24 protein-coding genes and 1 tRNA gene are annotated in these 20187 nt (G+C 65.4%); 15 read left to right on the plus strand and 10 right to left on the minus strand.

Going from position 1 to position 20187, the window contains the following annotated elements; genetic code table 11:
* Positions 1-74 precede the first annotated feature (74 nt).
* From F8566_RS19570 to F8566_RS19585, 4 genes are all read right to left on the minus strand, one after another.
* A complete protein-coding gene (locus tag F8566_RS19570; protein ID WP_192809756.1) occupies positions 75-371 on the minus strand; it encodes a MerR family transcriptional regulator in 297 nt (98 codons plus the stop codon).
* A gap of 138 nt (positions 372-509) precedes the next feature.
* Positions 510-689: an STAS domain-containing protein gene (locus F8566_RS19575; protein ID WP_151561865.1), complete on the minus strand. Its 180-nt coding sequence runs from the start codon at positions 687-689 to the stop codon at positions 510-512.
* A gap of 128 nt (positions 690-817) precedes the next feature.
* Positions 818-1159, minus strand: coding sequence for a hypothetical protein (locus tag F8566_RS19580; protein WP_151561868.1), 342 nt, complete (start codon positions 1157-1159; stop codon positions 818-820).
* A gap of 185 nt (positions 1160-1344) precedes the next feature.
* A tRNA-Lys gene (locus tag F8566_RS19585) sits at positions 1345-1417 on the minus strand.
* Positions 1418-1722: 305 nt separating this feature from the next.
* Here F8566_RS19585 and F8566_RS19590 point away from each other — a divergent pair.
* From F8566_RS19590 to sigK, 4 genes are all read left to right on the plus strand, one after another.
* Positions 1723-3237, plus strand: a complete 1515-nt coding sequence (locus F8566_RS19590; RefSeq protein WP_151561870.1) for a DUF4331 domain-containing protein — start codon at positions 1723-1725, stop codon at positions 3235-3237.
* A 163-nt stretch (positions 3238-3400) separates the two neighbouring features.
* Positions 3401-4708, plus strand: coding sequence for a tetratricopeptide repeat protein (locus F8566_RS19595; RefSeq protein WP_192809757.1), 1308 nt, complete (start codon positions 3401-3403; stop codon positions 4706-4708).
* Positions 4705-6396 (plus strand): HoxN/HupN/NixA family nickel/cobalt transporter, encoded by a 1692-nt coding sequence (locus F8566_RS19600; RefSeq protein ID WP_151561872.1) that lies wholly within the window; start codon positions 4705-4707, stop codon positions 6394-6396. The genes F8566_RS19595 and F8566_RS19600 overlap by 4 nt, the downstream gene beginning before the upstream one ends.
* Before the next feature lie 42 nt (positions 6397-6438).
* Complete coding sequence (gene sigK, locus F8566_RS19605; RefSeq protein WP_151561874.1) at positions 6439-7026, plus strand: ECF RNA polymerase sigma factor SigK; 588 nt, start codon at positions 6439-6441, stop codon at positions 7024-7026.
* A 397-nt stretch (positions 7027-7423) separates the two neighbouring features.
* Here sigK and F8566_RS19615 read toward each other — a convergent pair whose 3' ends face one another.
* A complete protein-coding gene (locus F8566_RS19615; RefSeq protein WP_151561878.1) occupies positions 7424-8002 on the minus strand; it encodes a response regulator transcription factor in 579 nt (192 codons plus the stop codon).
* 215 nt (positions 8003-8217) lie between these two features.
* Here F8566_RS19615 and F8566_RS19620 point away from each other — a divergent pair, with 215 nt between their 5' ends.
* Entirely contained in the window at positions 8218-8604 is a 387-nt protein-coding gene (locus F8566_RS19620) for an ester cyclase (RefSeq protein ID WP_192809758.1), read from the plus strand.
* A 331-nt stretch (positions 8605-8935) separates the two neighbouring features.
* Here F8566_RS19620 and F8566_RS19625 read toward each other — a convergent pair whose 3' ends face one another.
* Entirely contained in the window at positions 8936-9304 is a 369-nt protein-coding gene (locus tag F8566_RS19625) for a VOC family protein (RefSeq protein WP_151561883.1), read from the minus strand.
* A gap of 427 nt (positions 9305-9731) precedes the next feature.
* Complete coding sequence (locus F8566_RS53000; RefSeq protein ID WP_404800321.1) at positions 9732-10313, minus strand: GIY-YIG nuclease family protein; 582 nt, start codon at positions 10311-10313, stop codon at positions 9732-9734.
* 308 nt (positions 10314-10621) lie between these two features.
* Here F8566_RS53000 and F8566_RS19635 point away from each other — a divergent pair, with 308 nt between their 5' ends.
* Positions 10622-11080 carry a hypothetical protein gene (locus F8566_RS19635; RefSeq protein ID WP_151561887.1) on the plus strand — a complete coding sequence of 153 codons (459 nt, stop codon included), beginning with the start codon at positions 10622-10624 and terminating at the stop codon, positions 11078-11080.
* Between the two features lie 95 nt (positions 11081-11175).
* Here the strand turns inward: F8566_RS19635 and F8566_RS19640 are convergent, their stop codons facing one another.
* The gene (locus F8566_RS19640) at positions 11176-13173 is read right to left on the minus strand and encodes a BbrUII/HgiDII family restriction enzyme (RefSeq protein WP_151561889.1); all 1998 of its coding nucleotides are present in this window, start codon (positions 13171-13173) and stop codon (positions 11176-11178) included.
* Positions 13174-13196: 23 nt separating this feature from the next.
* On the minus strand, positions 13197-14264 hold the full coding sequence (locus tag F8566_RS19645) for a DNA cytosine methyltransferase (protein WP_151561890.1): 1068 nt from the start codon (positions 14262-14264) through the stop codon (positions 13197-13199).
* Between the two features lie 373 nt (positions 14265-14637).
* Between F8566_RS19645 and F8566_RS19650 the strand changes: the two genes are divergently transcribed.
* Entirely contained in the window at positions 14638-15627 is a 990-nt protein-coding gene (locus F8566_RS19650) for a hypothetical protein (protein WP_225993339.1), read from the plus strand.
* Positions 15628-15684: 57 nt separating this feature from the next.
* Here F8566_RS19650 and F8566_RS19655 read toward each other — a convergent pair whose 3' ends face one another.
* The gene (locus F8566_RS19655; protein WP_151561892.1) at positions 15685-16350 is read right to left on the minus strand and encodes a GntR family transcriptional regulator; all 666 of its coding nucleotides are present in this window, start codon (positions 16348-16350) and stop codon (positions 15685-15687) included.
* 350 nt (positions 16351-16700) lie between these two features.
* On the opposite strand from F8566_RS19655, the gene F8566_RS19660 reads away from it, so the two are divergent.
* The 8 genes from F8566_RS19660 to F8566_RS19695 all read left to right on the plus strand — a co-directional run bounded on the left by F8566_RS19660 (position 16701) and on the right by F8566_RS19695 (position 20179).
* The gene (locus F8566_RS19660) at positions 16701-17078 is read left to right on the plus strand and encodes a hypothetical protein (RefSeq protein ID WP_151561894.1); all 378 of its coding nucleotides are present in this window, start codon (positions 16701-16703) and stop codon (positions 17076-17078) included.
* A 102-nt stretch (positions 17079-17180) separates the two neighbouring features.
* The gene (locus F8566_RS19665) at positions 17181-17522 is read left to right on the plus strand and encodes a hypothetical protein (protein WP_151561896.1); all 342 of its coding nucleotides are present in this window, start codon (positions 17181-17183) and stop codon (positions 17520-17522) included.
* 4 nt (positions 17523-17526) lie between these two features.
* Positions 17527-17733, plus strand: coding sequence for a hypothetical protein (locus F8566_RS19670; RefSeq protein ID WP_151561898.1), 207 nt, complete (start codon positions 17527-17529; stop codon positions 17731-17733).
* Positions 17734-17840: 107 nt separating this feature from the next.
* The gene (locus F8566_RS19675) at positions 17841-18167 is read left to right on the plus strand and encodes a hypothetical protein (RefSeq protein WP_151561900.1); all 327 of its coding nucleotides are present in this window, start codon (positions 17841-17843) and stop codon (positions 18165-18167) included.
* Positions 18168-18479: 312 nt separating this feature from the next.
* Entirely contained in the window at positions 18480-18917 is a 438-nt protein-coding gene (locus tag F8566_RS19680) for an RRQRL motif-containing zinc-binding protein (RefSeq protein ID WP_225993340.1), read from the plus strand.
* Between the two features lie 60 nt (positions 18918-18977).
* Positions 18978-19322, plus strand: a complete 345-nt coding sequence (locus F8566_RS19685) for a hypothetical protein (RefSeq protein ID WP_151561902.1) — start codon at positions 18978-18980, stop codon at positions 19320-19322.
* A 111-nt stretch (positions 19323-19433) separates the two neighbouring features.
* Positions 19434-19994, plus strand: coding sequence for a hypothetical protein (locus F8566_RS19690; protein WP_151561904.1), 561 nt, complete (start codon positions 19434-19436; stop codon positions 19992-19994).
* Positions 19994-20179, plus strand: a complete 186-nt coding sequence (locus F8566_RS19695; RefSeq protein WP_151561906.1) for a hypothetical protein — start codon at positions 19994-19996, stop codon at positions 20177-20179. The genes F8566_RS19690 and F8566_RS19695 overlap by 1 nt, the downstream gene beginning before the upstream one ends.
* Positions 20180-20187 lie beyond the last annotated feature (8 nt).

Here is a 20187-nt window from a genome sequence, read left to right on the forward strand (position 1 = left end):
GGAGTTTGCCCCATCCGGGGGGAAATCGGATGGAAGACCGGGAAACTGGCGGGTCTCCGGGGACGGCCGCCGCTTCAGGTCACGTCGGCAAGACCGTCCTGTGTGAGGACGAGCTCGATGCCGGGAGCCAGGATTGTGGTCTTGTCGGCGGCCAGGGCGCGGGCGGCCTGGTGGGCGGAGGCGACGTTGAGGCCGGCTTGGTGGAGCCGGTGCATAAGGACGGCGATCTGGACCTCGGCGGGAGTGTAGTGGCGGGAGTGGCCGCTGCCGGCGCCGTCTTGGCGGGCGTGCAGGTAGTTCGCGCGGGTCCATCCATCCAACTGCCGGTAGGTCAGACCGGGCGCCTGCTCCAGGACTTGGTGAGCGAGCACGAACAGACTCCTTCAGGGCCGGGTGCCAGGTGCATACCCGCCGGGGCTAAGAGATCACCCAAATCGGGCATCGCTCCCCGCAGGTCGTCATGATGAGCCGATGGCCAGTGCGCCGAACAGCGGCCGTGGCTGTCGCGTTCATGCGGGTGGGCGGGCGCCGGGCCGCAGCAGGATCAGCCGGCCGTTGGCGGTGCTGATCTGTTTCCATGCGCGGACAAGCGCGTTGAGTCCCGAGGAGTCGCAAAACTCCAATCCGGACAAATCCACCGCGACCAGCGGCGGCGTCTGCCGCCTGGCCATGTCGGCGATGTGGTTCATCAGCGCGGGAGCGCACGTACCGCATCAAGGAACTTGGCGGCAGCGGAACCAAGTTCGCCTTTCCCTGACGTGTCCCTGCCCTGCCCAACGCGGCAGGGCAGGCCACAGGCTGACATCAGCCCACCCGATCAAGCGTCTACCTGGCTTCCAGCGCCGAAATGCAAGGCGGCACCGGCGTTTAGATCAACGCCAAGGTCAAAACGCACCCAGCCCACAGCCATCGGCAGCGCCAGGCCGCGCAGGAATGGGGCGGCGCTTGGGTGGACTCCGGCTACTACTTCACCCGTGGGGACGGCTCGGCGCTGCACCCTGCGCATGTGACCGACCAGTTCGAACGCCTGGCCTTCGAGGCCGGTCTGCCACCGATCCGGCTGCACGATCTGCGGCGCGGCGCCGCCACCTGCCGGTGCCGAGATGAAGATCGTGCAGGCGATGCTGTGGCACGCCGGCATGACCACCACCAGCGACATCTACACCAGCGTGCTGCCCGAGGTCGCCCGCGAAGCCGCCGAAGCGGCCGCCGCGCCGGTCCCGCGCACGGCCGTGCCGTCCTGGGGCGGTACTGGTCTGCCCATTTCCTGCCCACAGCGACCCGAACAGCACGATGGGCGCTCTCCGGAAACGGAGAACGCCCAGGTCAGAGGGGAATCACGGGTGCGCCGTCAGGGACTTGAACCCCGAACCCGCGGATTAAGAGTCCGCTGCTCTGCCAATTGAGCTAACGGCGCCTGCCGATCAAGGCTCCGGGCGTGCCCGGGGCTCCTCGCGACAGGAAGAACATTAGCAGGCACTGCGGGCACTTCGCGAATCGATTGATGGCCCTCCTCGCCAGGCCTCTGACCTGGGGATTGGACCGTTCAGCAGGGCATGTGGGAGGGCCTGGCGGGGCCTCTGGAGAGGGGCAGGGGAAGGCGGGGCCGGGCCGGGGGTTCGACGTTCAGGAAAAGTCAGGGCAATCCGGGAGCGGGGGAGCGGCGAATAGGAGGCAGGTGCGACGGGAGCTCGCGGGCCTCGCGAGCAGAAGGGACACACCATGCCGAAACGCCTCTCCAGACGGTCACGGACCGTCGGGGTGCTCGCCACGGGGGCGGCACTGATCGCCGGAGGGTCGATGAGCCTGGCTCCGATGCAGGCCACCGCCTCGAGTCACCGAGAGGCTCCCTTGATCTCGGGGCAGCCGGAGTACGACAACACGGACGTGTACGCGTTCGTGAGCCCCGACCAGCCGAACACCACCACGCTGGTGGCGAACTTCTGGCCGTTCGAAGAGCCCGCCGGCGGGCCCAACTTCTACAAGTTCAACCCGGACGGCCGGTACGAGATCAATGTCGACAACGACGGCGACTCTCTGCCCGAGTTCACCTACCGCTTCACGTTCAAGGAGAGTTACCGCGACCAGAACACGTTCCTCTACAACACCGGGGTCGTCCGCAGCTTCAACGACCCGACACTCAACTACCGGCAGACCTACGACCTCACCCTCATCCAGCGCAACGGGGGCACGGTCGTCGGTACGCGGACCCTGGCCACCAACGTGCCCGTGGCACCCTCGCACGTCGGGGACGCGTCGATGCCGGACTACCGCACGCTGCGGCAGCAGGCAATCAAGCAGCTGCCGAGCGGCGCCAAGGTGTTCGCAGGCCAGGCGGACGACCCGTTCTTCCTGGACCTTCGGGTGTTCGACCGCTTCTACGGCGGCAAGCTGAAGGAGGTCGGCAACGACACGCTGCGCGGCTACAACGTGCAGACCGTGGCCCTGCAGGTGCCGACCTCGGCGCTGATCAAGCCCGGCCAGCCGGTCATCGGCGTCTACTCCGCGGTCCAGCGCAAGAACGCGGCGGGCAGCTTCACGCAGGTCTCGCGCCTGGCGAACCCCCTCGTGAACGAGGTGGTCAACCCCATCAAGGACAAGGACAAGTTCAACGCGTCCGTGCCCTGGAACGACGCGCAGTTCCTGTCGAACGTCACCAACCCGGAGCTGGCACGGCGCCTGAACCAGGTCTACAAGCTGCCCATCCCGCCGACGCCGCGCAACGACCTGGTCCAGGTCTTCCTCACCGGGGTGCCCAAGCTCAACCAGCCGCCGAACGTCCGCCCGGCCGAGCTGATGCGCCTCAACACGTCGATCCCGCCGGCCGCCAACCCCAAGCGGCTCGGTGTGCTCGACGGTGACAACGCAGGGTACCCGAACGGCCGTCGCCTGACCGACGACACGGTCGACATCTCGCTGCAGGTCGTCGAGGGCGAGCTCGTCGGCATGAAGAACGACCTGAGCGACAGCGTGGACGCCAACGACGTGAAGTTCGAGCCGAACTTCCCGTACGTGGCCCTGCCGACCTCCGGCTCGGCGGTGCGTGGCGGTTTCAGCGGCAGCGGTGGCAAGTCGGGCAACGGCACGGCCACCACGTACAACTTCGGAAACCGTTCCGCGCAGACGTCCACCGCGGACGACGGCGGTACCCCCATCCTGCCGATCATCGCTCTGGCAGGAGGAGCCGCCTTCCTGACCGGCGGATTCCTGATGTGGGCCCGTAGGCGGTCCATCTAGATCGTGTGCCGGCCGCCAGGTTCGGGAGCCCCTCGTGGCCGGCGCACCACGGTCCGCCCCTTCCGGGTTCGAGGTGAACGAGGCCGGAAGGGGCGCTCCAACAGTTCCGGACCGAAGCGATCGTCACGTCGTTCGGGGACCACTCAAGGCAGATGAGGCATTCATGCTTGTCGTTCGCAGATTCGCCGCGGGGGCGGTGATCTTTGTCCTTGCCGTCGGCCTCACCGTGCTGGCGTCGGTGAGGTTCAGCAGCCAGTTCGAACCGGCCGCCGAGTCCGCGCCGGTTTCCGGCGCGGGCATGGACAGGGTCACCGGTCGCAGCATCGCGCGGCTGCAGGAGCACCTGCGCGCCCAGCCCAAGGACGCGGCCGGCTGGGCCGGGTTGGGACTGGCCTACGTGGAGCAGGCGCGAGTGACCGCCGACCCCTCGTACTACCCGAAGGCCAGCGCGGCGTTCGACCGTTCACTCCGCGTCTCGCCGACGGACAACGAGCCGGCGCTGAGCGGCCAGGGAGCCCTGGCCGCGGCACGGCATGACTTCACGGCGGCCCTTCGCCTGGCCGACCGGGCACTCAAGATCAATCCGTACGGCACCCGCGCCCATGCCGTACGCGTCGACGCGCTCGTCGAGCTCGGGCGGTACGAGGAGGCCGACCAGGCGGTCCGGCACGCGGACAAGATCAAGCCGGCGCTTCCGATCTTCACGCGCTACGCCTACGTCATGGAGCTGCGCGGCCGTCCCGGCGAAGCCCAGCGCGTCCTCCGGCTGGCCGCGACCTCGGCGACCGACCCCGCCGACGTGTCGTACGTGCACACTCAACTCGGCGAACTGGCCTGGAACCGCGGTGATCTCACCACCGCCGAACGCGAATACGCCGCCGCGCTCCGCGCCGACCCCAACTGGCTGCCCGCGATCGACGGCCGCGCCCGCGTACGCGCCGCCAAAGGCGATGCCGCAGCCGCCATACGCGACCGGCAAGCCCTGGTCGCACGCGCGCCACTGCCGTCATACGTCGTGGCGCTCGGCGAGCTGTACGAGGCGCGAGGCATGCAGGCACAGGCCCGCGAACAGTACGGAGTCGCCGCCGCATGGGCCACCCTCGCCCGATCGAACGGCGTGCCCACCGATTTCGAGGGCGCCATAACGGCCGCCGACCACGGCGACCGAGCCGCCGCCCTTCATGCCGCCCGTACGGAATGGGGCCGCCGCAAGAGCATTCACGTCGCCGACGCACTCGCATGGGCGCTGCACGTGAACGGCCGCGACAAGGAGGCCCTCGGCTACGCCCGCCAAGCGGCCCGCACCGGCTACCGCAACGCCACATTCCTCTACCACCTAGGCGTCATCGAGAAATCCCTGGGTCACAAAGCGGCCGCCCGACGTGACCTGAAAGCGGCGCTCGCCCTCAACCCGCATTTCTCCGACCTGCACGCCCCTCAAGCTCGCAAGGCGCTGAAGGAGCTCCAATGAAGCGACTAGGCGCCTCCTTGACGCTCCTGGCCGGACTGCTGCTCATCACGCTCGCCCAACCGACGAGCGCCTCCACCACAGAAGCCTCGCAGGCGGCTCCGGCAACGTCGGCATTCGGGAACGTGCCGGGTGCGGCGACACTTCCTCAACACCCGCTGGGCAACTTCTCTGTCAATCGCTACGACGGCCTGGTGGTTGCGCCCGGCGAACTCCGTGTCGATCACGTTCAGGATCTGGCCGAGATCCCCACTGCTCAGGCAGGTCCGCTACTCAACGCCGACCGGCAGGGCTGGGCGGCCGAACGCTGCGCCGAGGCGGCTCGTTCAATGGCCGGTACGGCAGCTCAGCGCCCGCTGACCTTCACGGTGCGTTCTTCCGTTGTACGGACCGTTCCCGGCCAAGCCGGACTCCCGACCGCACGCCTGGAATGCGCCCTTGTCGCCTCCGCCGCTGAGGGCCCGATCACGTTCCGTGACACGGGCGGCGCGGCCACGGTCGGCTGGCGTGAGATCACGGCACGCGGCGACCGGATGACGCTCACGTCCAGCGACGTGCCGACGACCTCCCGCAGCGCGCGTCTGACCGCGTACCCGTCCGACCTCCTTTCGAGCCCCCTCTCGCAATGGACCGCAAACCTGCGTGTGCGGGCCGGTGGACCCGCCCTCGGCCCCGCCGAGACCCCCGTCACCGAGATTCTGCCGCGGGGTGCCGACAAACCAGCCCGTGCCTTCGCTGACCTGGTCGCCAACGAGCGCCTCACGCTCGGCTTCGCGGTCACCGCCCTGTTGATCGCCATCGCCCTCGGCGCCCTCCACGCGCTCGCTCCAGGCCACGGAAAGACGATCATGGCCGCGTACGCCGTGAGCCAGGGCCGCCGTGCCCGCCGCAACATCCTGACGCTCGGCATCACGGTCACGCTCACGCACACAGCCGGAGTGCTGGCCCTAGGACTGATCGTTCTCTCAGGAACCGTTCTCGCCCCAGGTCTCGTCTTCGGTGGCCTGGGCGCAGCAAGCGGTCTCCTCGTAGCAGTAGCCGGCACCCTCATGCTCCGCCGCGCCATCCGTACGTTCAAAACAGGAACCCAGACCCACACCCACGCCTTCGGCCACGCCCACGCCCACCCCCACGGCCACGGCCACGGGCACACCCACAGCCACCAGCCAAGGCAACGATCTACGCCCGAGTCGGTCCAAGACTCGGCGCGCCCACACCTGTCCCACACCTCAACGTCCACCCTCATACGACCCGCTGCTCTGAACGGAGCGCCGAGCACAGGCCTCGACCGTCGAGACCCGGACGGGCCAGAGCACACCGGCCCAACGGAAGAAACACACGACGCCTCGGAACGAAGCCGAGGAGCGGCCCTGATGGGTTTCGCAGGCGGAATGGTGCCGAGCCCCTCTGCGGTGCTCGTCCTTATCGGCGCGGCCGCCATCGGCAGGGCATGGTTCGGTGTGGTGCTTGTACTTGCGTACGGCGTGGGCCTGGCCCTGACACTGATTCTCGTTGGCCTGTTCGTCATGGGCACTGGGCGGGCGCTGGCCAGCCGCCTCTCCGACAGTTCGGCCCGGCCACGCCTGCTGAGGCGCGTGAGCGCCCGTGCTTTGCCCGTGGCAACCTCACTCGCGGTCGTCCTTCTCGGCCTCGGCCTGATGCTGCGCAGCCTGCCCACGGCCTTCGGGTGACCGGATCCGGTCACGCCCGTCGGAGAAGAAGCGGGATGAACGATGTGGGGACGTAGCCGGCCCGCGGCGGCCCCCTGGTCTCCGGCTGACCTGGACGCACTGCTCCTCAGCGTGGCGCGCAACGATGCGGCCGCCTTCGAGGAGCTCTACGACGAGGTGGCCGGCGTCGTCTACGGGCTGATCCGCCGGGTCGTTCGCGATCCGGCACAGTCAGAGGAGGTGGCACAGGAAGTCCTGGTGGAGGTGTGGCGTGCCGCACCACGGTTCGACCCCGCACGCGGCGGTGCGATGGCCTGGATCACGACGATCGCGCACCGGCGCGCCGTTGATCGCGTACGGTCCGCTCAGGCGGCGGCTGAACGGGAGGAACGCGCGGCACAAGGTGCGATCGAGATTCCTCATGACGAGGTGGCCGAACAGGTCGTGGACCGGCTCGAACGGGAACGCGTACGTCGCTGTCTGGAGGGGCTCACAGGCATCCAGCGCGAATCCGTAACGCTGGCCTACTACGGCGGTCACACCTACCGCGAGGTCGCCGAACTGCTCAAGGTCCCGCTGGGCACGGTCAAGACCCGCATGCGCGACGGGCTCATGCGATTGCGCGACTGCCTTGGCGTACGGGCAATGTAGACGCCACGCACACCGCCCAGAGTTGCGCGCGTGCGGACAGCAGGCGGGTGCTGCGCACGGGCAGTTGCGTGTGGGTGGAGGCCAGCACCCCGGGCGCCGCGAACGATGTATTGGGGGGGACCCGTGACCTTGGGGCCTGGGGAAGACGCGTGCGGAGGGGCCAGCACGGACTGGCGTGTGGGCATCCGGTCCTTCGACGCACACGCCACCAACGACCCGCCGCCCGCCCACATCGTGCTGCTGTCCGACGGCGACAACACCACCGGCCGCGCGGGGACGCTCGTGAGCGTAGGGATTGTGGGGAGGCGTGCGCCTGAGTGTGCCGATGCGGAATTCATCGGCCGGGCGGTGCCCGGAATAGAGAGTGTGTGAGGCGGGGAAGCTGGATTGGGAGCGATCAGTCTTTCGCGGGGAGGACGCTCATCATGCCGCGCCAGAGAGCTATGGCGGTGGCTCGGGAGCTGACGCCGAGTTTGGCGTAGATGCGGTTGACGTGGTTTTTGACAGTTTTTTCGCTGAGGAAGAGTTGGCGCGCGATCTCGCCGTTCGAACGGCCGCTGGCGATGAGATCCATGACCTCGGCTTCACGGGCCGACAAGCCGAGACTGACGCGGCTCGCGTCGCGGACGCTGCGGATCAGATCTCGTACGGTGAACGAGCCCGGGACCAGATGGCCGCATGCGCCGCCGCGGATCGCGACCTCGACAGTGCCCTGGTCCTCGGCCGAGGCCAGCACGAACACGCGGGCGCTGCGGCTGAGAGGAGTGGCGTGGCCGGTACGGGCGGCATCGGCGTCGAGCAGAACGATGTCGGGGCGCAGCCGTTCGGCCAATCCGACCGCGTCGGAGCCGTCACCGGCCTCAGCGATCACTTCGAGTTCTTCGCTATCGGACAGAAGTGAGACGACATCGGCGCGAGCGTGCGGATTGCCGTCCACCACCATCACGCGCAGGGGGACCGTTTCGTCGACACTCATCCCGCCTCCGGCGGTTTGACCTGGGGGTGCCATTGCCATGTATAAGGACGGAGCATAACCGGCCGATCATCGGGAGCCAACGAGCTTAGTCGATGGACGGGGCCAGCGGGATAGATGCGACTGTCGGTCTGGGAGGAACGTTCTGTCCGTTACCAGTACGACTCGTTCGGCCCGTATGGGTCGCTCCGGACGCCCACGGCGGGCAGAGTGGAATCGTGTCTGATCAGAACAAGGCCGCCGCGCTCGTCGCGTTCGAAGTCTGGGGCAGCGGAGAGCTCGACCGGCTCGATGCCATCGTCGCCCCGGACGTGATCCATCACGATCCGTACGACCCGAACGGCTCTCATGGGCTGGCCGGCATGAAGAAGTCGATCGCCACGAACCGCGCCGCGTACCCCGACCTGAGGATCACCGTCGAGGACCAGATCGCGGAGGCGGACCGGGTGGCCACACGCTGGACCGCCGCCATGACCCACGACGGGCGCCGGGTCACGCTCAAGGGAATCACCATCGACAGGTTCGAGGACGGCAAGATCGTCGAAGCCTGGCGCACCATCGACATGCTCAGCTTCCTGAGGCAGGCCAAGACCCCCGAAGAGTGAGGCGACGAGCCCGCGGGACGCCCCCGCAGCCACTAACACACCCGCTGGGACTCCCAGCGAGTCCATCAGGTGACGTGCACACCAAACTCGAAGGCCGTCAACCGCCTTCCGAGTCGGCCCGCACGATGGCATCTCACGCTCGGATATGCGGTGCTCTCCGGCGCGGCGTGAAGTTCGGTGGGCGATCGTCACACCGCGCCCTCGCGCCATTCTGGCAAGCGATAACCAACCGCGACCAGGTACGTCACACCCGCCGCGTACCACGGTGACGCCGCTGCCAGGCGATGCGCCTTCGCAGCGGCGCCTTGACGTGGTGTCTGCGTCCGACGAGTTATACCTGGAGGACGGAAAGGACGTTCCCGGCCGGATCGGTGAACCAGGCGATCGGCGGGCCCTCGCCGCGGAGGATGCCGCGCTCATCCTGGTTCATGCCCTCGTACCGCAGGAACTCCACACCGCGCTTCGTCAGCTCGTCCACAGCCGAATCGATGTCCTCGACGGGGAAGTTGAGGATGGTGAACGTCGCCGGAGTGTGGTCGGGCTTCGGGTACACGATGATCGGACGATCGCCTGCGATGTTGAGCGTGAGGCCGGGCGGCTCTTCTGTCACGTTCACGCCCAGGATCTCGCCGTAGAACTTCTTCGCCGCGTCGAGATCGTTCACCGAGAAGCCGCTGAACGCCTTGGTCGTTCTGAACATGGAATTCTCCTCCCTGTCAGAGATACAGACCGGCTCGACGCCCTCAACTCATCGATGCCGCTCGACGAGTCTCGCTGAGCGACGGTCTTCCCTTGCGGCCGCGGGGCCGCGGGGCCGCGGGGGCGCCAGCCTGCGCCGCTCATACAGGTGGCAACGCCAGGAGGTGCCGCAGAAGATCGAAAAAGCCTGGTCATCTGTGATGACCAGGCCCTTTGCGCTGGGGTGAGTGAGGGGACTTGAACCCCCGACATCTTGGACCACAACAGGGGATCACCCAGATCGTGCCAGCCTGTTAACACCCGTACGGCCACGTCAGAGTGGGGATCGTCATGGCTCGGCACCGTGCTTCGCCGCGCCTGGACGCATCTCGCCGGAAGCCCTCCGCTCCCACCTTCGCTCCCACCGCCTGGCGCATCGCGGCCCGTTCTCAGCGGGCGATGGGCAATTCACGTGCTCGCTGGCGAGCCTGGGCACGCAGTGCCGTGAGCCGAGCGTGGAAGGCGTTGTGCCGGTTCTGATCTAGGTTCAGCGGCAGATCGAGCTCTGCCAGCAGCACCGACTCGACCATCCAGGGCTCGGGATGCTCGATCCAGCAGACCTGGGCGTGTTCATGCATCCACTCCGTAAGGGCAGCCTCACCCTGCTGGGTAAAGGTCAGTCGCGCCCCGCTGCCTACCCGGCGCAGTTCCAGCCCCAGCAGGCACCCGAGCGTGAGACGGAGCGTGGACCCGTACGCGTTGCCTCGGTAGTGGTAGCGGATGCGCTTCCGGAGGTGCTGAGAACTCGGCCGCTGAGGCATCCTCCGCGGCGAGATGCCGACGTACAGCAGTTGGTTGGCCGACAGCTCGCTGCTGGGAGCCGCAGTGAAGTGCCATCCGTAAACTCCGGGAACCGCGGGGACCGGGCATCCCTTCGCCATAACCTGCGCCCGCGTCCACAACCGCTTTGGGGCCGTCAGAGATGAGCCGGGCATCTCAACCTCCCCACCTGCGTCTGGAGACGATCTCATATGACGCGTCCCGCGCGATGATCCGCTGTTTCGAAGCTGGCGGCCTGATCCTACGATTGACAGGTTCGTGTGTAACGGCTGACTTTGTAGACGCTGCCTATCACGAAATCACCACTGTCAATACAGCCGTCATTTACTTCGGCAGTCACACCAATCACGACTATCAGCCTAGGCACATCTGGCAACCACAGTCCAGTAACGGACACCTTCCCCCTCCGGGGAACCGATGAGACACTATTCACATCTTACCTAGTGCCTAAATCCGCTCGGTATCGACTTGTCAGTGACCCTGAAAGGTGCGGATAGTAGTGAGTATTGGCATATCGATTATTGCCCTTACTTTTAGCCTTCTAGTGTTCTTTCACAGTCGATGGGTAAATAAGCGCGATATCTTGATGCGCCTTCACGACGAGTTCCTCACAAGAGACAAGCAAGTCGGGCGGCGACTCATCTACGAAATGGCCGAGCAGCAGCGTTCCATTGACGATCTCTCGTTCGAAGAGCATGTACTAATCAACAACACGCTTGCTTCACTCAATCTATTGGGGATCTACTATCATAGACGCTATGTGCGCAGGGCGGATGTTCTTGAACTATGGGCCATGCCTCTGGCGCGAATAATCACCGCCGCACAGCCTTTCCTGGAACATCGTGACCGACATCAGCAAGCGCCGATTTGGCCGCACCTTCGCTCCATGTGCCAGGATGCCGAACGTTACGTACAGCGGCAGCAGCTAGAATTTAGGAGGCCCGGCGCACAGAGTTAGCAGATTCACGCGGGTGTGCCTCCGGTCCACGGCTGAGTGCCGAGGCGACAAGATGAATGCCGTACTGCCAAGCTAGGCCAGCAATTTCGGGGCACTCAGCCGCCCACTGAATCGCCGTCAAGCGAGGCCAGGAGGTCATCGAGGCTCTTCGCCTTATCGCTGGCGTCTAGATACTCGCTGTACTGATTCTTTGCATTAGAGATCAGTTGATCATACAGGACATAGCGCCCATTAATCGATGCCAATTGATTCTTGATGTACTCATTCTCCTCCATGAGGCCTCTGTCTCTGGCTTTAGGCTTGGACCCAAGCACAAAGACCACCTCGATGAGTTCAGAATACGCCAACTGGCCACTCTTATTTAGCACGTCACGCAGGGCAACAGCATACTTTCTACCCTGCTCCATCAGCTTGGATATGTCGATATCGACGGAGTATCTCTTTAGTTCAACAATGATATGCTTACCGCCGGTGGTGGCGTAGCGAATATCAATGCGTCCAGTGCGCTCCTTCCCCGCGTCGTCGAGGGAGAAGACGCCGGGAGCTATTTCTCTGAGGTCTTCCTCCATGCGCTTACTTTGGGTAGCGCGCTCCCAAGAGGCGTCCAGCATCCATAGGTTCTTGAAGAGGTGCGCCTGTAGGACCTTTTCCTTTTCGTCATTAGACGTGATTTCCTTAAATTTACTGATAGCCTCGACCCTGGATCGAAGAATGTCGACCCATAGTGCAGCCTCATACGTTTCTTGGCTGGCCAATACGGGAAGTAGATCCACCGCAGTAAGCGAGCCCAGACTGTCGAGGTCCTCTATGACCTGGCGCAGGCCAACTCGCTCAAAGGCCAAAATTCCTGCCCGAAAGAGATCCATGCGATTCTGTCGAGCGGAATCACCCTCCAGCTCCAAGCCTGCGATAGTGCCGATCATCTTCTCGGCTGGCGGCCTTTGCCATCCAGGACGCGAGTCGATCCATTCGCGCACCTTTGGATACTTGGCGATTGCGTCCTCGGCTTCCTTCTTGGGGCGCGCATCAGCCCACTGCTGCGACGCTTCCAGGAAGCGCTCACGCAGGAAGCGCTGGAGTACAGTCACTCTGGGATCATCTTCTATCAGGCGTTGCCGATCACTCGTAGCTATATCCTCATAGCCATCGTCCAGATCAAGGAAATCGGCCTCTATTTGGCCAGTGACATAATTACCAAATAGGCGACTGAAGTCCAGTTTCTCGATGATGCCTTCTTGGATGGGCCGCTTCCTCGCGAGGATGATGATGTTCTTTAGTGAACCTGCATCTTCATCGTCAGTAAGGTCTGTGGGCCGTTTGGCGGTTCCGATCCACCCCTTGATCCGCCAATTATTTGCGGCGTCGACAACGTCGTTTGCCAAAACGAAACGTTCGATGCCGGCTGGAAGGACGCTATCGTCGAGGGTCCGGCGGCCGAACTCCCAGATAAACTCAAGCTTCTTCAGTTCTTGACGATCGGCATATGTGATGCGCTTGCCATTGATCAAAATAGCGAATCCGCCCTCGCTGGCAGGTCGCTGGTCGAGTACATCAAATCGGCGAGCTAGGCGCTTCCTCAGAGCATTGGCTGTCAGGTCGGCGCGCTTGCTTCGTAGATTCTCTAGCACGATTGTCGTGCCGCCGCTCTGAAATTCTTGCGGCACGTCGATTTCTTCTGGCTGGTAGGCTACATTAGCTGTAATGGCGCGACGGAGAGCCTCGACCTCGATTTCTAGGCCGGACTGTGAAGTCTCGGTGACTGAATAAACCGACACTCGGTTGGCTACAGAGAATACTGAGAGCTTCCCAATGCCTTTTCGGCCCATGTAAGGACGCTCCCACTTTGGCGACGAGCTCCCCTCGATAGCGCGCTTTTTGTATCCCACCTTGAGGAACCTGCTATTGAGGTCATCGACAGTCATCCCTCGGCCATTATCCGAGATTACTATCGTTTCGCCATTCTGCTTCCAGCTTATTGATACCTCTGTGGCGTCCGCATCCCACGCGTTGGCCACAAGTTCGGACAGCACCGCAGCAGCGTTACTGTAAAGATTTATGCCAAGGGATTCGAGCACCGACATGTCGACGGTCATCTTGAATTTTGGTTGAGTCGACACTAGACAGCCCCCTGGGTCTCACTTTCATTGAGTCGGGTAAGAATCGCCTTGCCGACCGCAGCTGCGATCGCGGGCGGCACAGCATTTCCTATCAGTCGCCCGATGGGAGTGAACTCGATCGGCGACCCTGGTTTAACAAAGCGATATGAGGGCGGAAACCCTTGAAGGATGGCAGCTTCTCTAAGGCTAATCGCACGATCCTGTTCAGGGTGCCCGAATCTGCCAGTGCCGAAGTTATATGCCATGGTCGTTATGGTTGGTGCCGGTTTGTCCCATTCCATGCGTGCGTAAACATTCTTGAACGTAGCTCCTGACGCCCGCCGGTGGCAAGGGGCTCGCAGCTCCTCCGGCCAGTCCCTCCATGTGCCGCCAGGGCGGGAGGCTCGGATCCGGTGGAGGTTGATTTCGCTGAGCGATCGACTCTTGTGAAGTGGATCAGCTTCGTCAGCGCCGCCGCTCGCTATTTCGGGCAGCGCAAAAATGACATCGCGGACGGTCATGAACGAGTCTTCCCGGTACTCCCCATCAGGAACTTTAATCAGCCCATGTAGACTGGCGATTAGTACCAGCCTTCGGCGATGCTGTGGAAGGCCATATTCGGGTCCATAGCAAGATTTGAAGGAGACCTCGTATCCACTGTCTTTAAGTGTGTCTACGAATGCTTTGAATACTGTAGAGCTTACAATTCTAGGAACATTTTCCATGGTGACTAGGTCCGGAAGGGTCTCCTGAACTAGACGGCCGAATTCCTCTAGCAGGGACCATTGCTCTTCCTGTGATGTATCTTGCCCTCGTCGATATGGGGAAAATGGCTGGCATGGGGCACAGCCAGCTAGAAGCCGTGCCGAGCCCGGCTCCCAGAGTCGATTCAGTTGATCCTTCGTGACCGTACGTACGTCTTGCTCCAAGAAGGCCGCATCGATATTTGTCTCAAACGGATACTTGCAGCGCGGATCTATGTCGAAGCCGGCTACCACCTTGACGCCAGCTTGCTGCAGGCCATGAGATAGGCCACCTACACCACAAAACAGGTCGATTGCAGACACGCCACGGTTCACTCTGCCCATGAGGCTGAACTTAGCTCAACGGAGCTGTCCCCGTCGACGGACTCGGGCCCCCGGGTTCGGGCCCCGGCATGTTGAGTGCTCCTCAGCCGGTCACATAAGAGGGCCTACCGGTCTTCGGCCGATGGTTCGTTAGCCCGCGGCCGACAGTCCGCTCGCGGGGCTCAGAGTAATGGCTCTCGACGGCATGAGGGAGCTTCGTCTTAGGCGGACAGCCGGAGTGGGGACCGGGCTTGGAGGGGCCGCATGCCCTGGTTCGGCCAGCCGCCTGACAGCGCGGAGCGGTGGCCCTTGAGGAACGTTCAGAAAGTTCGCACATGGCTCCGGTGCCTGCCTGCGACGGCCGAGACCGGGAAGTCCGCCGGAGACAGGGACGATGCTGCGGCTGGGGCTGGTCGCGAGGCGGCGGGTGGTTGCGGCGCCGTCGGTGGTGTTCGGCGCGCTGGAGGCGGCTGGCGACACCCGGCCCCCCGGTAGTGAGCCAGTGCTGATGGTGGTGGCTTGGACGTGTCGAGTGCGGGAAACTCGCAGCATGGCCAAGCTGACCATGACATCAAGCCGATGGGACGAGATCACTGCGCTGCTGCAGGATGAGCAGAGGCTTCAGTCCGAGTATCCCAAGGTGGCCGAGTACCTGGACATGGCGGCACGGCTGGCGGGAACCGGTGACGATCAAGCCGACGCACAGTTCGACCTGCGGTTCGTGCACTACATGACCGGCGGCAACGCCGTGGACTCGAACCCGTACTGGGAGATCGTTGAACCGTTCGTGGCCGAGCACGACGGCCGCCGAGTGGTGAATGGAGGCCGATCGGAAGGAAGCGCACGACTCGCCTTTGCGCAGATGCTCTTGCAGGCAACCTACGCGTACGCGATCCCCGCCCCACAAACCATCGAATGGATGGCGGGCTTCTGTGGGGATCTCCCGATCGTGGAACTCGGAGCGGGACGGGGCTACTGGGCGGCACAGTTGGCTCACTCAGGGCTGACTGTTGAGGCGTACGACTCGGAGCCGCCGGACAAGACCAAGAACACCTCGTTTCCCGGAGCGGCTGGCCAGACAGACGTCTGGCATCCCGTTGGGGATCTGACTGAGTTCGCGAGTCGTGCCCGGCCAGCGGACTACACGCTGTTCCTCTGCTGGCCGCCTGGTTGGGGAGACACGATGTCGTCAGAGGCGCTCACCTTGTTCGAAGACGCCGGCGGGGAGCGACTCATCTACATCGGGGAGCCGAAAGGCGGCAAGACAGGAAACGATGCCTTCTTTGACGCCCTGTCCGCTCGCTGGAGACTGGACTCCGTAGATACGCACTTCGTTTCGTGGTGGACAGAAGCGGACGTTGCGCAGGGCTGGGTCCGTAGCTGAGGGCCGCAAGACAAAGGGGGCGCCGACCGAGTCGGCGCCCCCTTTTTTGTCGTGCCTCTACTTGAGGGCCATGCGGAACACGAAAGCGTCGTAGCGATCTCGCGGATACGACACGTCGGAAATCATGATGATTCGCTTGTCAGCGGAGACAAACCGCTGGTGAACCGTCTTGACGAGATCGCCGGGCGTTGTCCTCAGCCAGTCGGCATGCGTCGCTGTCGGTAGTTGGTCGGAGATCGTCTCTTCCAGGAAGGCGGCCCCCGAAATGTCGGTGACGTCTAGCGGATGGTAGGTGTCCGAGATCGAGATTGGCCTACCATCCTCCGTCGCTCGGGTGATGACATGGTTGATCTCCTCCCCTTCTGGGGTGCCGAGAGCCTCTGCGAGTTCGCTGGTGGCGGGGATCTGCTCGGTCTCACGTTCTACTTGGATCTGTTGATCCGACTCGTTCTGAAACGAGCGCTCGGCAGTCTCCATCTGGCGTTCGGGGGACACGCGAACGAGGTTGGGGCGGTCGGCGACGAAGACCCCTCGCCGCCGTACGGATCGAACAAGCCCCTGACTCTGGAGGAGTTCGAGGGCCTTCCGAACCACGATGTCCGACACGCCGTTCTGCTGCGCGATCTCGGTGTAGCTCGGTAGCTGCATGCCGGGTGGGAGCTCCCCACCGCGGATGCGTCGGGCGTACTCGCCTGCGATACGGACGTAGGCCGGTTCTGCCACTGCGTGATCCCTTCAGACGCTCTGCGGGGTGCTTCACCTGCGTATACGCATCATCGTATACCAAGGGGTTGTGCGTATACGTAGTTACGTATACGCTGCGGTCGAGCGGTCGATCCACACAGGTGAGGCCCATTCATCACAACTGGACATGGCATCGGTGGCTGTCGCCCTCGTGTGTACGGGTTGACGTTCGTCCCTGGACCGGCGCGGATCGCGCGATGCCGAAGAAGGTCTGTAGCGCTTGCGCTGCCTGTCCCGCACGGCGGGTCTGGACACATTCGGTCTGGGCCGTCCTCCGTGCGGGGCAGAGAACGCAAGGTCACAGTCTCGATCTGGAGGACTCGCCCCCCATGCGATCCAACGGCCGCCCGGTCATCCTCGCCAGCAAGCTCGCTCCGAACCTGCTCAGCCTGTCCGACCGTGGTGGTTGCACCTTGGTCGGGTGCCCCGAGTGCGGGGTGTGGCGTTCGATCAAGCGCAGCATGATCACCCCGCATCGTGGCCCGAACGTGCCGGGCGCCGATGCCTGGCCGGCTGAATTCCGGCCGCCGGCGCCGTGGTGTCCGGGCAGCGGCCAGCGGGTCAAGGTTGATCTGAGCTATGAGGAGTGGCGGGCCCGGCTAGCCGAGGCGTCCCGGGAAGCTGGCCAGCGTCGCCGGACCCGGGTGATCCCGCGGCCCAAGCCGCCGGCGGCAAAGCCGGTGCATCGGCTGGCCGCCGCCCGCTGATCCTCAGCACCTTCCCCCCACCCGCTTCTTACAGCGCCTCGGCCGGACCTGGCCGGGGCGCTGCTTGTTCTGTTCATCCCTCTGAAAGAAAGGAGCCCGTTCATGCTGATTGCCGAGCGGGACCGTACACGGGCCGGGTACATCGCCGGTCTGCGGATGCTGGCCGACCTGCTGGAGCGCCAGCCGGAGATTCCGCACTGCCCCCACCAGTGGGTCTCGTTTGCGCTGGGTGGCACCGAGGCCGAGGCGTTCGAGGCGATCGAGCGGGCCGCCACTGTACTGACCGCGGCGGGTATCGAGTTCGACCACCAGGTCACCGAGTACGCCCAGTGCATCGAGTTCGCACTGGCCGGGATGACCTACAGCTTCTCGCGGCTGCGGGACGCGGAGGTCGAGCTCCTGGAGGCCCGTCGATCCTACGAACGCAACGTGCAGGTGACCTGACCGGATGGTGAAGATCCGGCTGACCGGCCTGCCTGCCGAGGTCCAGGACGCCGCTGACCGCATCGCGGCGGTGGTGGCGGTCTTGGAGACCTCCCGGCCCTACCCGCGCCGCGGCAACTCGCGTCTGGTCTCGCTCTACCTGGAAGCCGACGTGAGCACCCCGCCCACTCCTGGTGACGCCGACACCCGCCCGTCCGACTCCAACAAATAGCCGCGCCCGCGGTACCCACCGCCCTGCGACCGTCCAGGCCCGACCCCGGCTGAATGGGGCGGGCCTTGAGGCGTTGCAGGGGTTCGCCCTGAAGGGACCCCTTGCCCATGCGCAGCCTCCCTGCCCCCTCTGCGTCGATCGTCCCCACCCTGTCCGCACGGACCGAGCCGGCCGAGACGGCGGCCGGGTTTTACGTCTCGGTGCGGACCAGTGCCCGGATGGCCGAATCGGCGCTGGCCCTTGGCCCGTTCCCCGACCGCGACAGTGCGCATGCGTGCGTGCCCCTGGTGCGTGCGTTTGTGGCAGCCCGGCACCGGGGCGGGGAGTGGTGGCGGTTCTCGGTTGCCCAGGTGACCGCCGGGCCTGGCCGGACACTGCCGGCCGGGACCTTGAACGACCTGATCCCCGAGGCCGGTGCCGGGCTGGCCGCCTAGAGCGGCCGGCCCGCCCCTCGGCCGGGGCTGACATCGAGTCCGGACGGCTCCGCCCCGCCCCTGTCGCAGTGGGCGGGGCGGGGCCGTCTCACCCGGTGCCAGACGCCCGGACCCTTCGTCATCCGATGTCCCCGCATGCCGGGGAGAAGGGAGCGCTGTGCGCGATGACGAACCCGACGATGTTGCCGGTCGGTGCGGCCGGCCCGCGTCCTGACCTCACCGGCCAGCCCGGTGCGTCGGCTGCCACGGCCGCCGAAGTTGCGGCCGGATGCTCCAACTGTGGTTCGGTCCGCAGTGTGCGGGTGCTGCCGGATGGGCGGCACCGGTGCGGGTGCGGGCACCGCTGGAATCCGGCCCGGCACCCCGCCGATGGCACGCCGTAGCCCCGCCCGATTCTGGGACCCACGCGGCGACCGGTACGGCATCCCCACCTACCCGTGGCGAATGGCGCCGCCGCACCTGGCCACCCGCCGCCAACTGGCCGCCGAAGGGCTCCGCCCCGGCGGCCAGGACGTAGCCGCCCAAGTGCTCTGGTATCGGCGGCGCGGGCTCGGAGTGGCCTACCTGTACGACCGGCGCCTGGCCTTGCCCAAACGCACCCCCACTCCGGCACAGCGTGCCGCACTCGCCAAAGCCCTCAAAGCCCGCCGGACCTGCCCGCGCTGCGGACTCGATCGCGGCTACGTGCTGCGTCGCCGCCTGGGCTGCTGCCTGGACTGCGCAGACCCCTGGGAACTGGACGCCGCCTAACTCAGCCCTGTCGGTTCCTCCATTTAAACCCTTGCTGACCTGCTGTGAAAGGACACCGCTGTGACCGCTTCCGCTCCGAACCCGCCCCCGACCGTGGCCAGCCAGGGCGACGGGATGCCGGCGCCGTGGGTGCTGCCTGAGGACGGGATCGTGGACCCGATCGCGGTCGAGATCGCCGCCGCCGGCACCCGGCGGGTGGCGCTGACCGCGACCGAACGGCTGCTGGCCGCGGCCCGGATCCTGGCCGCCGGTCACCACCAGACCGAGATGGCGCGCCGGTTGGGCGTGTCGTACGACACCGCCCGCACCCTGGCCGCCTTGGTGCGGCGCTTTGGCCTGCTGCCCGTCCCCGACCTGTGGGCGCTGGCCTACCCGCCGGCCGACGCCGAGGCGTCCGCCGCCTGACGCTCTGCCTCGCCCCGGAACCCGTTGTCCGGGGCGGGACAGAACGCCAGACCTTCACCGCGACCGAAGGTCGCCGTTCTTCCCCCTTCTCGCTCGTGGCAAGGAGCCGCCATGTCCCCTCCCCTGACCTCCCACTCATCCGCCCCCGCCGACCGGGACACCGTAGGAGCCGCGGACCTGGCCGCGCTGCAACGGCGCGACCGGACCGACCGCCGCACCCGCGCCGCGTTCGCGACGGTGTTCGCCCTGATCGGTGCCGCGCTGGCCGGACCGGTCCTGGTGACCATCCCCGCCCGCGCCCTGGCCGTTGTCGCCCTGGTGGCGCTGGCCGTGGTCGGCGCCGGGGGACTGGCCAGCATCGCCACCGGCTGGCTGGCTGGCCGGTACGAGATGTCCAGGCCGCACCCCTGGCAGGTGTGGCAGTGGCGCATCACGCGCCGCTGGTACGCCCCCGGCGCCACGGTGTGGCACACCGAACCCAACGCGGGTGCCAGCCCACTGGCCGTGCTCGCCTGGTACACCGACCCGGCGTGCCAGATTCCCTGGGCGCTCATCTACGACGGCACCCCGCTGATGTCCGGCGGTAGCGCGGTCTGGCTGCCGCTGACCGCACTGACCCCCACCCCGCCTCGGCCCGCGTCGATGAGTGAGCGGATCGGCGGGCCGCGCTGATGTCGGCCCGCTGGTGGGCCCACCTGGCCCTGATCGACGTGCTGATTCTGACCGGCATCGCCGCCGGCGCCGTCTGGCTGGCGTGCACGCATTTGACCGCCATGCACCCGCCCGCGGTTCTGCTGCTGGCGGTCCTGGCCGCCGTCGCCACGTTCAGCATGCTGGCCGGAACCCGGCGGCCCTGACCCTTCCT

Source organism: Actinomadura rudentiformis, assembly GCF_008923185.1.
GTDB lineage: Bacteria > Actinomycetota > Actinomycetes > Streptosporangiales > Streptosporangiaceae > Spirillospora > Spirillospora rudentiformis.

Excerpts from the sequence above, each read along its gene's own strand:
- F8566_RS19625 (WP_151561883.1), bottom strand. The coding sequence starts at position 9,304 with ATGTTCAGAACGACCAAGGCGTTCAGCGGCTTCTCGGTGAACGATCTC.
- F8566_RS19600 (WP_151561872.1), top strand. The coding sequence starts at position 4,705 with ATGAAGCGACTAGGCGCCTCCTTGACGCTCCTGGCCGGACTGCTGCTC.
- F8566_RS19575 (WP_151561865.1), bottom strand. The coding sequence starts at position 689 with ATGAACCACATCGCCGACATGGCCAGGCGGCAGACGCCGCCGCTGGTC.
- F8566_RS19695 (WP_151561906.1), top strand. The coding sequence starts at position 19,994 with ATGTCGGCCCGCTGGTGGGCCCACCTGGCCCTGATCGACGTGCTGATT.
- sigK (WP_151561874.1), top strand. The coding sequence starts at position 6,439 with ATGTGGGGACGTAGCCGGCCCGCGGCGGCCCCCTGGTCTCCGGCTGAC.
- F8566_RS19690 (WP_151561904.1), top strand. The coding sequence starts at position 19,434 with ATGTCCCCTCCCCTGACCTCCCACTCATCCGCCCCCGCCGACCGGGAC.
- F8566_RS19640 (WP_151561889.1), bottom strand. The coding sequence starts at position 13,173 with ATGACCGTCGACATGTCGGTGCTCGAATCCCTTGGCATAAATCTTTAC.
- F8566_RS19670 (WP_151561898.1), top strand. The coding sequence starts at position 17,527 with ATGGTGAAGATCCGGCTGACCGGCCTGCCTGCCGAGGTCCAGGACGCC.
- F8566_RS19580 (WP_151561868.1), bottom strand. The coding sequence starts at position 1,159 with ATGTCGCTGGTGGTGGTCATGCCGGCGTGCCACAGCATCGCCTGCACG.
- F8566_RS19645 (WP_151561890.1), bottom strand. The coding sequence starts at position 14,264 with ATGGGCAGAGTGAACCGTGGCGTGTCTGCAATCGACCTGTTTTGTGGT.
- F8566_RS19665 (WP_151561896.1), top strand. The coding sequence starts at position 17,181 with ATGCTGATTGCCGAGCGGGACCGTACACGGGCCGGGTACATCGCCGGT.
- F8566_RS53000 (WP_404800321.1), bottom strand. The coding sequence starts at position 10,313 with ATGAGATCGTCTCCAGACGCAGGTGGGGAGGTTGAGATGCCCGGCTCA.
- F8566_RS19660 (WP_151561894.1), top strand. The coding sequence starts at position 16,701 with ATGCGATCCAACGGCCGCCCGGTCATCCTCGCCAGCAAGCTCGCTCCG.
- F8566_RS19590 (WP_151561870.1), top strand. The coding sequence starts at position 1,723 with ATGCCGAAACGCCTCTCCAGACGGTCACGGACCGTCGGGGTGCTCGCC.
- F8566_RS19615 (WP_151561878.1), bottom strand. The coding sequence starts at position 8,002 with ATGAGTGTCGACGAAACGGTCCCCCTGCGCGTGATGGTGGTGGACGGC.
- F8566_RS19675 (WP_151561900.1), top strand. The coding sequence starts at position 17,841 with ATGCGCAGCCTCCCTGCCCCCTCTGCGTCGATCGTCCCCACCCTGTCC.
- F8566_RS19680 (WP_225993340.1), top strand. The coding sequence starts at position 18,480 with ATGGGCGGCACCGGTGCGGGTGCGGGCACCGCTGGAATCCGGCCCGGC.
- F8566_RS19595 (WP_192809757.1), top strand. The coding sequence starts at position 3,401 with ATGCTTGTCGTTCGCAGATTCGCCGCGGGGGCGGTGATCTTTGTCCTT.
- F8566_RS19650 (WP_225993339.1), top strand. The coding sequence starts at position 14,638 with ATGCTGCGGCTGGGGCTGGTCGCGAGGCGGCGGGTGGTTGCGGCGCCG.